Origin of the sequence: Faecalibaculum rodentium (genome assembly GCF_001564455.1) — a bacterium.
Taxonomy (GTDB): Bacteria; Bacillota_I; Bacilli_A; order Erysipelotrichales; family Erysipelotrichaceae; genus Faecalibaculum; species Faecalibaculum rodentium.
This window is the reverse complement of the sequence record NZ_CP011391.1, coordinates 1,360,889-1,375,641: the sequence shown is the minus strand read 5'-3', so window position 1 is coordinate 1,375,641 and position 14,753 is coordinate 1,360,889. Positions and strand designations below refer to the sequence as shown.

Sequence of the window (14,753 nt, the reverse complement as noted above, 5' to 3'; positions counted from 1 at the left end):
ATGGAAAACATCAAAACAGCAAGCGTCGAGCAGATCATTGCCCGACTTGCAGAGATCCAGACCGAAATGGATAAGGATGATGCAGATCTGGACGCTCTGAACACCGAAGCTGATGAGCTGCTGGCTCGCAAGGCAGAGCTGAAATCCGAAGCAGAGGAAAAGGAACTGAAGCGCAGCGCGCTGCTTAACCGACTGAATGAGGGAACAGTGGTTGCCAATCCCGTTTCTCCGAAAAAGGAAGACGATGACATGCTGGAGCGCAAAGCCTTCATGGACTACGTCATTTCTGGAAAAACTCCGGAGGCTGGTGTCCTGCAGCGGGCTGATGCAGCCGGTGTATCTTCTAACCTTGGAGTGCTGATCCCAAATCATGTTCAGCAGGAAATCATCCAGGAAGTCAAAAAGATTCACGGTCGGCTGTATGGAAAAGTCAAGCACCTGAACCTGCCGGGAGGCGTTGAGTACCCGATTGGAAGCTTCGAAGCCACATTCAAACGGATCACTGAAACCACTGTTTCTGACCGGCAGAACCCTGGCGGTATCACCGGTTCTATTATCTTCAAGTACAACATCGGTGAAATCCGGCTGTCTCGCACTCTGCTGCAGACCGTGCTGTCTGTTCCAACATTTGAAGCTGAACTGGCAAAAGTCATTGCCGAGGCTTATGTCAAAGCCATGGATGAAGAAATCCTGACTGGCGACCCTACCAAGCAGCAGCTGGAAGGCATCCTGACTAAGACCGGCATCAAGACCATCGAGATCAATGAGGACGAGATGAAGGATTGGAAGACTTTCCAGAAAAAGATCATGGCAAAGCTGCCCCTGGGCATGAAGAACAAGCCTTATGAGTACATCATGTCCAACGGAACCTTTGAAGGCAACATCATGACTTTGGCGGACGATAACAACCGTCCTGTCTATACGGAGACCGTCAACCCGGTTGATGGCTGGGTAGACGCCCGCATCAAAGGCCACGGTGTGACTCTGGTTGAACCTGAGCTGCTGCCCGACTTCGATACCGCTGCAGCCGGCAAGGTATTTGCTGTTCTGTGGGTACCGGGTGAAGCTTACGCCATCAACTCCAACATGCAGTTCTCCACTGTCCGTTACATGGACCACGAAAAGAACGAGGAAGTCACCAAGGCGCTGGTCATCAACGATGGTAAGGTGCTGCGTCCTGACCTGATTTATCAGATCAAAAAGGTCGCGAAGCCCACAACTGGAGCATGAGGTAACTCATGATGGAGGTTAAAACCATCCTGCCGAAAGTCAAAGCGGCGATGAGAATCAAGGCCTCCACGCTGTACGACAGCGAGCTGGAAATGTATATCAAGGCGGTTCTGGATGACCTGGACCGCCTTTCCATTTCCCTTGAGGACGTTGATAAAGTCGCTCATCTTTGCATCCTGAAAACGAAGGGATACTTTGGCAACTCGGACCCCGGGCCTAAGGATATCTGGCAACGGATGTATCACGATACTCTGCGGCAGACCTATCTGGACGGCAGGAGGTACCACGATGCCGTATGAATACACCCGAGAGGCCACCATCTGTGAGTCTGGGTGTGTGCTGCTGAAAAAGTCTGTCGAAACTGACGAAAACGGAGTTGTGACCGGTGAAACAATCCGACGCAACGAGGTCTTCTGCAAGGTCTCCAGTCTGTATATGAGAGATACCTACGCAGCATTCCAGGCTGGTATCAAGCCGGCATGGAAAATCACCGTATTCTACGGAGATTACGACGGAGAGTTGAGTGTTGAATACGAAGGCATCGAATACTCTGTGTATCGGACTTACGTAGAAGGCGATAACGTCGAGCTTTATCTCAGAAAGGATGCAGGAACATGGCAGGCAGAACTCAATTAGTTGAAGGGATGCAGAACATCCTTGGAAAACAGTGGTTCATCTACGGAGGTTATGAAAGCCGGCCGGAGCATCTGCCATATGGAAACTACGGGGAAATACCCGGGGAGTCCTACTACGCAGATGACCATCGTTACATTGAAATCGAAAAGTACGTCGTCAGACTGGTGACAGATCATAAAGACTTCGTGCTGGAAGACACCATCGAGGCACTGTTCGAATCTCTGGAAATAGGCTTTGCGAAAATCACAGATGAGTATGTGAAAACCGAAAAAGTCTATTGCCAGGAATGGGAGGTGGCTATGCTTGGCTGACCGTTATGGATACGGGAATCATATCGTCGTTTCCATGGAACGAGCCGGAGCCGCTTTGCGCCAGATCCTTGACGTGGTGACCAATGAGGTCAGGATGGGGGTAAACGCCGGGGTAAAGCAGACAGCTAAGGAAACGGCAAAAATCACCAGAGAGAGCGGTGGGTATTCTGACACCAGTACGAACAGAGGCGGGAAGTACCGAAAGTCCATCACTTACCGGTTCAACACCCGCGGGATAACGTGTGAAGCACAAATATATGCGAGTGGACATGAGTATTCACTCACTCACTTGCTGGAAAATGGGCACCACTTATGGAACAAGCCGGGTGTTATGACCGGCTCTTTCAAGCACTGGAAAACTGGCGAGGAGTACGCAGACGCTCATGTAGCGCAGAACATCCTCAAGAACATCAAGTTTTAAGAAAAGGAGGGCACTATGCCGACTGTAACTGATACAAACAAAATCGAATACGGCCTGTCTCAGGCCTTTTTTGCACCGCTGACCAAAACGGTAGGAACAGACGGATCCGTAACCTACAACTACGAAACACCTGTTTCTCTGGTAGGTATTCAGTCTCTGACTGCTGAACCGCAGGGTGAAAGTAACACATTCTATGCCGACGACATTGCTTATTTCACAACCACCACGAACAACGGATATACCGGAGAACTGACATTCATTCGAATGACTGACCAGATCCGTACTCTGCTGTTCAAGGATGAGGTTGACGAAACCACTGGACTGCTGGTTGAACGCGCAGACCTGCTGCCCAACGAGGGAGCGCTGCTGTTCCAGTGCCGTGGCGATGCGAAGAACCAACGTCATGTGATGTATGACGTTACATTCTCCCGCGGAAGCGAAGAGCGGAACACCAAAGGTGAGTCCATCGAACCGACTACAGCCACCATTTCCTACACCGCGATTCCCATTGAGCACAATGGAAAGCAGATCACAAAGGCAAAGGCGCCTCAGGGGGCTGCTTCTTATGACACATTCTTTGGAGCAGTGAAGCTGCCTGCTACCCCTGCAGCGTAAAACCGAGCCGGATGATCCGGCTCTTCTTTTGTATTGAGATAAGGAGACAGACATGAGATTCAACATCATGATCGATGGAAAACAGGTTCCGGCCAGATATACAGGCAAGACTGCCAGACTGTACCGCGAGCAGTTCAGGAAAGACATCTTTGAAACACTAGCTGATATTTCTGCAGCCTTCCTGCCGGCTGTGGCGGATGTTCAGAACATCCAGGGGATGGACATTGAAAACCCTGCAGTACTTGCCGGTGTATCGCTGAAAGCTATCGGTTCGAAAAATCTGGAAGAACTCAGCTGGGCAGCCGTTGCCGCCGAGAACCCGTCTACACCACTTCCTGAGGAATGGCTGGATGGCATTGAAGATTACCAGACATTCCTGTACAACGCCACAATGGTATATCACCACATGGTGGGTAATGTTCCCCTGGTGGAAGCTGAAGACAAAACGGAGGAAGACGAAGATAAAAAAAAGTAGTCCCCTTCAGTACTGTAGTCGTTATTGCTCGACAGGCCGGATATTCCCTGTCTGAAATCGACGACATGGACCCGGGATATCTGGTAGACCTTCTCACTGCACAGGCAAACATGAACAAGAGGGCACGAGAAGCCGAGAAAAAACCGAAAGTCCGCAAGGCAACACAAGCAGACTTTGACGCATTCTAGGGAGGGAAAGACATGGCCTTTGACACAAAAGGTATAACAATTGAAATCAATGGTGACGGGTCAGGTTTTGAGAAAACCCTCCGCAAGATAAAGGCAGAGACACAGGGCCTGGACAAGGAGATGAGCAAAGTCGGCCGGGCCATGAAGTCCAGCTTCAACAGCAAGGACACCGGAATCGAGCTGTTCATCCAAAAGCAGGGATTGCTGCAGTCCAAGTATGCGAACCTTGTAAAGCAGGAACATGCCTACAAACAGGCGCTGGAAGCCACCAAAGCAAGCTATCAGGAAAATCTGGTGGCATTCGGCGAATATGACGAGCGGACCAAATCGGCTGCACAGAACGTTCAGTATCTTGAGTCCGAGCTGGCTGTGCTTCACAGTCGGATGGATGCGGTGCGAGAGTCTGTTCTGACCTGCGGAACAGGCATGATTACTTTCCGTCAGCACCTGGGGAATGTTGCAACCGCGGCAGGAAAAGCGTATGAAGCTCTGAAGCCGATTTCACTGATCAGTGCAGGGGTCATTGCTGCAGCTACAGCCCAGACCATTAAATTTGAAGACGCCTGGGTCGGCGTCACAAAGACAGTTGATGGTACTCCCCAGCAGATGGAAGCCCTGAACGCCGGTCTGAAAGACCTTGCTCTCAACACTGCGTCAAGCTATGAAACATTGGCCGGATTTGCTGAGCTGGGCGGTCAGATGGGTGTTGCCACAGATTCCATGCTGACATTCACAAAGACCGTCGCTATGCTGGGAGACACAACCAACATTGCCGGTGAGGAAGCAGCACAGTCCCTTGCTCAGATTGCCAATATCATGGTGGATGCAGGAGACAGGACAGCCGATTACTACTCCCGGTTCGGTTCTACGGTGGTTGACTTGGGCAACAACTTTGCCACTACGGAGGCTGACATCGTACAGATGACACAACGGCTGGCTACAGCTGGCAGACAGGTCGGCATGAGTACCCCGCAGGTCATGGCCCTTGCAACAGCTCTTGGATCCATGGGCATCAAAGCGGCTGAAGGCGGCGGCTCCATGTCTAAGCTCATCAAGCAGATTCAGCAGTCCGTTTCACAGGGCGGCGAAGGATTGGAAGCTTTTGCCGAGACTGCCGGAATGAGCGCTGAGCAGTTTGCCAAAGCATGGCGGGATGATGCCGGTACAGCTTTTGCCAAATTCCTGGAAGGCATAGGCAAAAGCGGTGATGTGACCGGTAAGCTGGCTGAGCTGGGCATTGAAGAGATTCGTATGTCCAACGCCACTGGTGCGCTGGCGCAGTCCACGGACCTGTACACCGACGCTCTGGCAAGGGCAGACAGCGCATGGGAATCCAATACTGCCATGATGGCCGAAGCTGAAAAGCGGTACGGAACTACCAAAACAGCTCTGCTGCAGGCGCTGGAAGCCATCAAGCAGGCAGGTGCGAGTCTGGGAGAGTCATTTGCACCGGCTCTGAAAGACGTTGCCTTCATGGTCAAAGATGCAGCCAAGTGGTTCTCTGAACTGCCGAAGCCTGTAAAGGATACGGTGGCAAAGATGCTGCTGTTAGGAGCTGCAGCAGCTCCGGTCGCCAAGGGTATAGAGAAAATCACATCCAAAGGACAGGGAATGATAGAGTTCCTGTTCAGAGGCTCCGGTGCAGCTGAAAAGCTCTCCAAGGTACTGGGAAAGACCAATGCCGGAATGGATGGGACTGTAACGTCCATCGCCAGCCTGATTGGCCCCGCAGGACTTGCCGGCACAGCTTTTGTGGCACTGGCAAGCGCAATGGCGGGAGTCGGCTTCATTGCCGGCAACATGCTGCGGGACAATCTTGACAAGGAAGCCCGGGCAATGGGAGGTGTCATTCAAAAGAACGCGGAGCTCATTGATGCCAGCAAAGAGTATGCACAGGAAGCGAAGAATCAGGCAAACGCTGCTGACCAGGTGATTCAGGGGTATGAATCGAATGCCAGGTACGCTGAAACACTTGCAAATAAGATTGAATTCCTGAACGGAAAGGAAAACCTGTCTACCATCCAGAAGCAGCAACTGAAAGCGGCTGTAGAGGAACTGAATGCGATTTATCCGGAACTGAACATTTCCGTAGACGAAAACACAGGTCACATAGACGGGAATACCGAATCACTGCGGGAGAATCTGGCACAGGCTCAGAAGAATGCAAAGGAAAAAGCGCTCATCGAAGCCAGTCAGAAACAACTGGAAGCCATCACACAGCAAAAGATGGCTTATGACAGCGCAAAAGAATCTCTAACATTCTGGAATCAGGAAGTGAAAGACAGCACTGCTGCGTGGACCGAAGCCAGTCAGAAATATGGCAAGAGTTCAGATGAAGCCATGGCAGCTATGCACACCATGAATCTGGCAACGGAAGAGCAGAGAAGGGCACAGGAGGCACTGAGTGCCTGTCTGGAAGAAGGCACCATCAGCTGGTCAGATTATTTCAACACCATCAACCAGATGGGCGGAGAGGCATCTACGCTTAACCAGACACTGATCACCGAGTTCCAGAACATGGTCCAGCAGGCAAGTGAGGCAGGTATTCAAATCCCAGAAAACATCAAACAGGGCATTGAATCCGGCTCCATGGCTCCGACCGAAGCCATAAACTACATGACGTCCATGATGAATTACATGGATATGGTGGCGGCAGCTGGTGAAGGCGGAACTTCTGTACCTCTGAGTGTGGCGAGCGGGATCATCGCCAATGCTGGGTCAGCGCAGGAAGCGGCTAACATGCTGAACAATCTCATTCAGTTTGAACAGGCGTTGACACAGGCTAATCTTGCTGGTGTTGAAATTCCTGCGGATCTGGCTGCAGGTATTGCATCCGGTGCGGTTTCAGTGGACCAGGCTATACAGCAGCTGGGCAGCGGATCAGCACAGGGACTGAACAAGCAGGGAGAATTTGCGGCTGCAGGTGCCGGTAACGCGAACGCCTACAACAATGCTCAGACTCAAGGCGTTAAGCAAGGTTCTGATCAGGCGGCTTCTGCCGGGGCATCAGCATTTAATAGTGGAAAAATTTCCAATGCTGCCGGCAAAGAAGGTCAGCAGGCTTCGACGAAGTACAACACCGGGATCAATACGATGCCTGGGAAAACAGGCACAGTTTTGTCTGACACTGCTTCACGATTTGGCGGTTCTTCCGTTCCTGGGGCGGCTGGCACGATGGGATCCAGCGCTACATCTGCTTTCCAGCGGAACATTTCCGGTATCCCCTCTGCAGCTCAAACAGCTTACAACGATGCCAAATACTGGATTGACCAAATTCAGTCTTTGACCCGCCAGAGTTTCACTGTCAAAGTCACCAAGGAAGTCAAGACGGTCGAGACCAAAGGCGACAGGACTGTGAGAGCAAACTCACCATTGTTCCATGTGATGAGTCTGGCAAATCCCGCCGGGCTTTTTGCTTCAGCTTCCGCTGATCCTGTAGCAAACGAGTCCAACATGGGGTATGCAGCACGCAATGCTGTCAATCCGACAACGGCGGCTCTGCAGTCCGCAATCGACACACAGCGAGGCGTCATGGCTGGAAATCAGATGCAGATAGCAAATCTCAGCAGGAAGATGGACTCCTTGATGGAAAGGCTTACTGCAGTTGATTTTGACGGGTATCTTTCCACCATCGCGAAGAACACGGCAGACACGCAGATCGTGATGGACAGACGGACAGTTGGAAAGCTCGTTGCATCGGATGTTGCCAAAGCGAACGACCTTGACGCTTCCGTCCGGAAGAAACTGGCAGGAGGGTAGAATGCTGAACATCAAATTTGATGGCAAATGGCTCGAAGCTCAGGTGCCTGGATTCCAGGTGATTTCAGTCTCTGGCCGTGAGCTGATGTCCTACGACGTAAATGAAAAGAAAATACCAGGAATCGACGGAGCTAGTTACACTGGCTCCGAAATCGGTTCCAGAGACATTGAAGTGACTTATCGGTTGTGCGCTCCAATGCTGGAAGCCAGACAGATCAGGATGAACAAACTGAACAGTCTCCTTAAAGCCCGGGAAGCACAGCTCATCTTTGCCGACGAGCTGGACAAATACTTCATCGCTTCCAGTGCTGAGGCTGACGGCAGCAAGATCGTGTTCCACTGTTCTGACCCATTCAAGTACTCCACCACCGAGAAGACTTTCCAGATGGATTCCACCGGCACCATCATGGTGGAAAACACCGGCTCCGTCCCGGTCCCCATCCGCTACGAAATCACCCACAACCACGAAAATGGCTATGTAGGGATTGCTTCCGAGCACGGCGCCATGGAGTTTGGAAAGCGGGAGGAAGCTGACGGTCAGACCTATCAGCAGATGGAACACCTGCTGTCCATCTCAGACTTTGTATCTGCATCTGATGACACAACAAGTAAGGACGCCATGCATCCGACATATGGCACCAAAGGCACCCTGACCACCAAGTCATGGGCAGGTAGGACTTACCTGACTCTGGGTACAGTCGGCACTCTTGTCGGGGCCGCCAATGGTGGCATGAGAACTCTGACCATACCGGCTGATTCCAATGGACAGTCGGGGTGTCTGAACTGGTACCTGTATGGTCATCTGATCATGTGGGCAAACGTCATGGGCCAGACTGGCGAGATGAGCATCAGCGTCCTGACAGTTGACAACAAGCTGATTGCAGGGCTGAACTGGAACAAAACGGATATGAGTGGCAATACCGCTTACTATGATTTTGTTGTCTACAATCCTTCTGGAACTGACAACGATGCCATGAAAGGCAGAGTACTCAAGTCCTTTGCTTATCAGACAGACCATCGGCATGAACTCAACCCATGGTATGGAGACTGGGGACACGTGGACCTCAAAAAAGAAGGGTCTAAAATAACCTATTTCTATTGGGGGCAGTATCACACGTTCAATATCCCTGAAATCGCAAATCTTAAAGCCGCCAAAGTCCAAGTATCCTGCAAAGCATGGAGAGCCAGCAACAAGACTCTGTATATCCATGGTTTTGATACTCTGGATTTTTACAAGTGCAACGTATCAAAATGGCGTGATGTCCCTAACCGCTACTGGCAGGGAAGCAAGCTGGAAATCGGCGGCAACACTGGCCAGTTTCTGGTGGCTGGGATGCCCAAACCGCAAGATGAGATCCTCGGGACAAAATGGTTCAAAGCTGAGCCGGGGGAGACGGAAGTCAAACTGTATTTCTCTTCCTTCTGTAGTCCGAAACCGACAGTAGTCGCACGCATCAGGGAGGCATGGCTATGACACCTAGAATCGCAGTCCTTAACGCCCGGGATGAAGTCCTGGGCTTTTTGGATAATGACCGCCCGGGAGCAGTCCACTATTTCGACGAGACTCTGCACCTGTATCTTGCCGGGTCAGCCTATACGTTTGATGGTAAAGCACTGACCAGCGAAGATTCTCAGATGATAGAAGTCGGAAACAAGCTGTCTTTCCGTCACGATAATAAAGATTACTATCTCAATATCGTGAAAACGGAAAAGGATGAGGTGTACACATCCTTTGAATGCTTCGGCCTCACCTTTGAATTCCTGAACGAGGAAGTGGACAAGTACGAAGCCCCGGAAGCAAAGACCCTTGCCGCCTACATCCAGCAGTGGGGAGCCGAAACGATGGACCTCAGGATCATTCACAACGAGGTGGCGGACAGGTCATTGAAACTGAAATGGGAAGGACGGGAGACGATACTCAAGCGTCTCTTTTCTCTTGCCACCAACTTTGATGTGGAGCTGGATTTTCAGACAGTCCTGAACCGGGATTTTTCTCTGTCCCACATGAACCTGTACATCGTGAAGCAGACCGGCAAGGACAGGACAGGCGAAATCCTGCGGTATGGAAAGGAAATCGAAGGAATCAAAAAGACCTCTGACGTTTCCGACCTGTACACCGCCATCCGTCCCAGGGGCAAGGATGGTCTGACTCTTGCTGGATATTCCCATGCCAAAGAGTCAGACGGCTGCTGGTTGAGAGGGGAAGACATCCTGAACCCGTCTGCAAAAGACAGGTTTCCAGCGCTCAATCCTGATAAGGCAGAGGGGTACATTGCCCGTTACTGGGACTGTGACGTGGAAGACCAGGCCATGTTGTACGGCAGGGCTTTGGCCGAACTGCGCAAGAACTCTGTGCCCAAGCTGGAGTACGAGGTGGACGGTTTTGTGGATGGTGCCATCGGTGACCGGTTCACGATTGAGGATGACGCCTATCAGCCAACTCTGTACGTTCAGGCTAGGGTCGTTGAACAGGAAATCTGCTTCACGGACCCATCCCGGAGCAAGACGACTTTCGACAACTTTACCGAGGTAAAATCACAGCTTTCCAGCACCATTCAGGCTCAGGTCCAGCAGCTGGTGGAAAAGTATAAAACCTACCAATGCGGCATCTCTTCCACAGCCGGGACAATCTTTGTCAACGGTGTCGGAACCACCACCCTGACAGCCTTTGTCCGGGATGGTGTGACGGATGTGACTGACAAATTCACGATCCGCTGGTACAAGGCCGGAGCTGAGTGCGGGAATGGCAAGACGCTGACCGTTTCCAGCACGGACTTTGATGACATGGCTGTCTATGGATTCAAGGCTTTTGGACCAGATGGCTCTATCAAAGGCGAGTACGAGCTCACTTTTGCCAATGTTGCAGATGGTGTGTCCGACTATCTGCACATCAAATACTCCAATGACGGCGGCCAGACTTTCTCCACCCCGGATGGTGACTGGATTGGTCAGTATCACGACAGCAATCCTGTGGATTCTCCTGACCCCACCAGATACACATGGGCCAAGATAAAAGGTGACGATGGTGCCAACGGAACCATACAAAAGCTGGTTTCGCTGACCAACGAATACTACCTTTCGACATCTGATACTGCCCAGACAGGCGGTTCCTGGGGGACGACTTATCCGGATTATGTCGATGGAAAATACCTCTGGGTGCGCATCAAAGCGGTTTACAAGGATCCAAACGGAACGGCCTACACAACGCCAGAATTGGAAAAAGCATGGCTGGCTGCAGGACAGGCAATCAACAAGGCAGAGACAGCCCTTTCCAGCGCCACAGCGGCGTCAAATGCAGCTGCCGATGCAGTAAGTCAGGCCCAGTCAGCAAAGGCCACAGCAGACGCTGTGCAGACCGAGCTGGCGCCTATCAAGACTGGAGTGCAGGAGGCCAAGACAGCTGCAGAGGAAGCAAAGAAGGAGATCGCAGACAAGACCACACAGATGCTGCTGGATATTGCTGACACCTACGCCAGCAAATCCGATGTGACAGATCTGACCGGTGACCTGCAGGCGCAGATAGCAGCCAACGCAACCGAGCTTGCAACCAAAGTCAGCGAAACCGTTTACCAGCAGAACAAGGCCGAAATAGACGGGCAGCTGGCGGATCTGGACTCAGACCTGACCAGTGCCCAGACGACACTCACCAGTCTGCAGTCCAGCCAGTCGGAAGCAGCTCAAAAGCTGGCCAAAGCAGAGGCAGACCTGAAAGCCGCACAGGATGCAGTGAGTGACCTGCAGGCTAGTCAGACAGCCACAGACACCCAGCTTAAGGCCGCTCAGGATGCAGTGACCAAAGCACAGGCAGCTGTGGATAAGGCACAGGGTGATGTGGACAAGGCCAATACCGAAATTGGAAAGGTCAAGAATGATATCTCTGACATCCAGGGTGACATCACAGACCTGACTTCCAGAGTGACAACGGCAGAGACCAACATCACGCAGAATGCCACCGAGATTGCCTTGCGGGCCACAAAGACGGAAGTCAACACGGCAGTGCAGGGTGCGAAAGACTACGCCGATTCAAAAATCACGATAAAGGCGAATGAAATCACATCCAATGTCACAGCGGTGGACAACAAGGTCAATGGTCTGCAGCAGCAGAAGGTGGAATATTACTACTACCTGTCAACCAGCCCCGACTCCTGCACCGGTGGAAGCTGGAGCACAACAAAGCCCGCCGAAACAGCGGGCAAGTACATCTGGCAGAAGATCAAGACGACCTACGTCAGCGGCGCAAGCACTGAGTCCAGCCCGGCAAGGCTGACAGGTGTTGCAGGCAAGGACGGGACAAATGGTATAGACGCCATGCACATCTCCATCACGCCGACATGGTCCGGAAACAGTTGCACCCTGACTGCACATGTGTTTAAGGGTGGAGTGGAGCTGACGGACACTCAGGTCATTGCTTTAGGTGCCCTGAAATGGTACTCGGGAGATACCTTCATCTCCAACGGCAAACAACTTACACGCACAGTTGGTACAAAACAGGTAGTAGAATGCAGACTCGAATCCGGGGGGGGGTGGCCTAATGCCTGAATTTATTACTCTTGCTGATGGGTCGCTTGCTGTGAAGGGCAGGAATCTGGTTCATGGCAGACTGTGGACGGAAGATAACCCATATACTCACGAATCGAATGCAAAAGATGGATGCAAAATTATTCCGGGTGCCTATTGTGAGTTTCCATCAGGCGGTACCGCCATGTTTTCGTTCCGAACCGACAGAACCATGGGAAACGTTCATGGTGGCGCTGCCGGAAAGGTGATAGACCCAACCATTTGGCTTTACTATTACAAAACCACAGATACTCTTGCGACAGGTTCATGGGCACAAGCAATATACATGAACACTTTGAAGCAGGCAGAAGATGGCAGATGGTATGCCACGGTAGAAATTCCAAACAGTTTCTCGTATTGCAATTTCAGATTCAACACCTACAGCGATGGGACGCAAATACAACGAGCCAAAGTGTGGGACTTATCCATGACATACGGGGACGAACTTTTACCCTATTCCCCTGCACCAGAAGACGAGGAGGTGAACTGATGGACTGGGCAAAAACAAAAGCAACCTCTGCTGACTTTGAGCAGGGGACAATCGATGAGAGCCGGACTGGAACATGGGATAACCTTAAATACCCGTCCTCAAACAGGATCCGCACAAAGTCTCTGGTACCTGTCAGCAAGGCAGTCAACATTCCCGTTGTGTCTGGGTACGAATACTGCTTTGCGATGTTCGACAGTTCTCAGACCTATTTAGGGATCACCACAGGATTCTACACATGGGATTCTCTCCCTCAGAACATCGTCTTACCGTCCGGTGTTGCCTACATTGGGCTTTTACTTCGGGCAAACAACAGCGCAACTATCACGCCGGCAGTTGCTGATTCTGCCCTACCCGGATATATCTGGACGGCTGGGCAGCCGGGGATGGGAACACTGGTGAATGGGGACGGGTATACAAAGGGTAGGAATCTGTTGGTTGGATGCAGAGGCATTACCATTGACGGTTCTGACTATTATACGACCGTTAAAATGGAGCCGGGAAAAATCACAGTCACAGGAGCCGGACAGTGGAATGCCTACAAAATTGACCCAGTGCCTGAAGAACGGGCGAGAGAAATCACATCTAGCAAAACGGATTTGACATTTGGGATTGACATCAAGGCAACAGGTCTTGCGACCAGAGTTCCTGTGACTTTCCAAATCAGAAGCCGGGATCAGCAAAATCGAATCGTTAGCGATACCATGTGGATTGAACCTGAGATGAACGGCAAGTGGCACCGTCTTTCTTGCACAGTGAAGAATGTTGAGGAAAGACCTCTTGCTCTAATCATTTTTGGGAACGCGGTAATGACTGCCGCAGACGTGGGAGCTACTATTGAATACCGCAAAATGAATCTGATTTTCGGAGACGAACCCTACCCATGGACTTCTGCGCCAGAAGATGAACCGAACCCAACGGAGGCCGTGTGATGAACAGCGAAATGTTTGGGACGCTCCCAGATGGGACGATGTATACGAAGCGGCGGAACCTCTGGGATAGACCGAAAGTGAATGTGACCACCTACAAAGGGCATGAATGTGAGAAGTGGTCTTGTGGGTTGAGGACCTATTACGCACCATCCGTTAACATGCTTGCGAAAGTGGGACCTGTAGGAAGAGAAACGCATTTTACTGTGTCTTTTGATTACATCCTCATCCTGAGAGAGACGGGTACAACAAATCCGATGCGTCATATATATGCAGATGGATATATCTTTGATGAAACCACCCAAAAACCAAAGTGGTTCGGGGAATCAGGTATCACTGGGAATCGGATGTTCCGACCGTGCGAAGACTGGACTCACCAGAGACTTACTTATAGGTACCAAGTGTCTGCTGGATATGCGAGTGCGCTTACCATCTATCCGGCTTATCTCCGTGATATAGACGCAGACCTGTATATCCGGAACATCCTAGTTACTTACGGTGATGAAGATTATCCGTACACTCCGGCACCGGAAGATGATGAAACGGTGGTGCTGACAGAGGGGGCAGGATAATGGCGACTCTAGCGAGAGCGAGTATCCAGCTTGAAGATTTCTCTGGCGAACTCAAGGACCTCGAAGACAAAACCATCATCAACGCAACGGCCCTGGAACAGCGGCTGTCCACACAAATCCTGCAGTCGCAGGAGCAAATCCAGCAGACGGTGACTGAACAGTATTTCACCAAGGATGAAACCAACAGGCTGATTCAGGAGGTGAGCACCGCCTTCACCCAGACGGCTGAGGGATGGCAGATGAACTTCAACAAGCTGGTCAGCGTGGTCAATGCCAATCAGGCAAGCACTGACTCAGAGTTTCAAAACTGGTCAAAGTACATCCGTTTTGTGGATGGAAACATCATTCTGGGTCAGGCGCAGAACCCCATCATCCTGACCATCAAGAATGACCGGATTTCCTTTGCACAGTCCGGTCAGGAGGTGGCTTACCTGTCAAACAGTGAGCTGACCATCACCGATGCGAGAATCACCCACAGTTTGAGAATCGGCTATTTTGGATGGGTCCCGCGGGCCAATGGTTCGCTGGACCTGAAGAAGGTGTCCTAAATGGGCGCCTTTTTTGTTGGAAAGG

General features: G+C 51.4%; 14 protein-coding genes. All 14 read left to right on the top strand.

The window, feature by feature from the left end:
* The 14 genes from aalo17_RS06735 to aalo17_RS06670 all read left to right on the top strand — a co-directional run bounded on the left by aalo17_RS06735 (window position 1) and on the right by aalo17_RS06670 (window position 14,728).
* Complete coding sequence (locus aalo17_RS06735; RefSeq protein WP_067557271.1) at window positions 1-1,230, top strand: phage major capsid protein; 1,230 nt, start codon at window positions 1-3, stop codon at window positions 1,228-1,230.
* An 8-nt stretch (window positions 1,231-1,238) separates the two neighbouring features.
* Entirely contained in the window at window positions 1,239-1,529 is a 291-nt protein-coding gene (locus tag aalo17_RS06730) for a phage head-tail connector protein (protein WP_067557268.1), read from the top strand.
* Window positions 1,519-1,866, top strand: a complete 348-nt coding sequence (locus tag aalo17_RS06725) for a hypothetical protein (RefSeq protein WP_067557265.1) — start codon at window positions 1,519-1,521, stop codon at window positions 1,864-1,866. The genes aalo17_RS06730 and aalo17_RS06725 overlap by 11 nt, the downstream gene beginning before the upstream one ends.
* On the top strand, window positions 1,845-2,177 hold the full coding sequence (locus aalo17_RS06720) for a hypothetical protein (protein ID WP_145907580.1): 333 nt from the start codon (window positions 1,845-1,847) through the stop codon (window positions 2,175-2,177). The genes aalo17_RS06725 and aalo17_RS06720 overlap by 22 nt, the downstream gene beginning before the upstream one ends.
* Window positions 2,178-2,211: 34 nt before the next feature.
* Window positions 2,212-2,598 carry a hypothetical protein gene (locus tag aalo17_RS06715; protein WP_145907577.1) on the top strand — a complete coding sequence of 129 codons (387 nt, stop codon included), beginning with the start codon at window positions 2,212-2,214 and terminating at the stop codon, window positions 2,596-2,598.
* Window positions 2,599-2,613: 15 nt separating this feature from the next.
* Window positions 2,614-3,213 (top strand): major tail protein, encoded by a 600-nt coding sequence (locus aalo17_RS06710; RefSeq protein WP_067557259.1) that lies wholly within the window; start codon window positions 2,614-2,616, stop codon window positions 3,211-3,213.
* Between the two features lie 52 nt (window positions 3,214-3,265).
* Entirely contained in the window at window positions 3,266-3,688 is a 423-nt protein-coding gene (locus aalo17_RS06705; protein ID WP_067557256.1) for a hypothetical protein, read from the top strand.
* Window positions 3,689-3,888: 200 nt separating this feature from the next.
* Window positions 3,889-7,635: a phage tail tape measure protein gene (locus aalo17_RS06700; RefSeq protein WP_067557253.1), complete on the top strand. Its 3,747-nt coding sequence runs from the start codon at window positions 3,889-3,891 to the stop codon at window positions 7,633-7,635.
* Window position 7,636: 1 nt separating this feature from the next.
* Complete coding sequence (locus aalo17_RS06695; RefSeq protein ID WP_067557250.1) at window positions 7,637-9,109, top strand: distal tail protein Dit; 1,473 nt, start codon at window positions 7,637-7,639, stop codon at window positions 9,107-9,109.
* Complete coding sequence (locus aalo17_RS06690; RefSeq protein ID WP_067557247.1) at window positions 9,106-12,174, top strand: phage tail spike protein; 3,069 nt, start codon at window positions 9,106-9,108, stop codon at window positions 12,172-12,174. The genes aalo17_RS06695 and aalo17_RS06690 overlap by 4 nt, the downstream gene beginning before the upstream one ends.
* Complete coding sequence (locus tag aalo17_RS06685) at window positions 12,167-12,682, top strand: hypothetical protein (RefSeq protein WP_067557245.1); 516 nt, start codon at window positions 12,167-12,169, stop codon at window positions 12,680-12,682. Before aalo17_RS06690 ends, aalo17_RS06685 begins: the two co-directional genes overlap by 8 nt.
* Complete coding sequence (locus tag aalo17_RS06680; protein ID WP_067557242.1) at window positions 12,682-13,611, top strand: hypothetical protein; 930 nt, start codon at window positions 12,682-12,684, stop codon at window positions 13,609-13,611. The genes aalo17_RS06685 and aalo17_RS06680 overlap by 1 nt, the downstream gene beginning before the upstream one ends.
* Window positions 13,611-14,180 (top strand): hypothetical protein, encoded by a 570-nt coding sequence (locus aalo17_RS06675; protein ID WP_067557240.1) that lies wholly within the window; start codon window positions 13,611-13,613, stop codon window positions 14,178-14,180. The genes aalo17_RS06680 and aalo17_RS06675 overlap by 1 nt, the downstream gene beginning before the upstream one ends.
* Window positions 14,180-14,728 carry a hypothetical protein gene (locus aalo17_RS06670; protein WP_067557239.1) on the top strand — a complete coding sequence of 183 codons (549 nt, stop codon included), beginning with the start codon at window positions 14,180-14,182 and terminating at the stop codon, window positions 14,726-14,728. The genes aalo17_RS06675 and aalo17_RS06670 overlap by 1 nt, the downstream gene beginning before the upstream one ends.
* The last annotated feature ends 25 nt before the right edge of the window (window positions 14,729-14,753 follow it).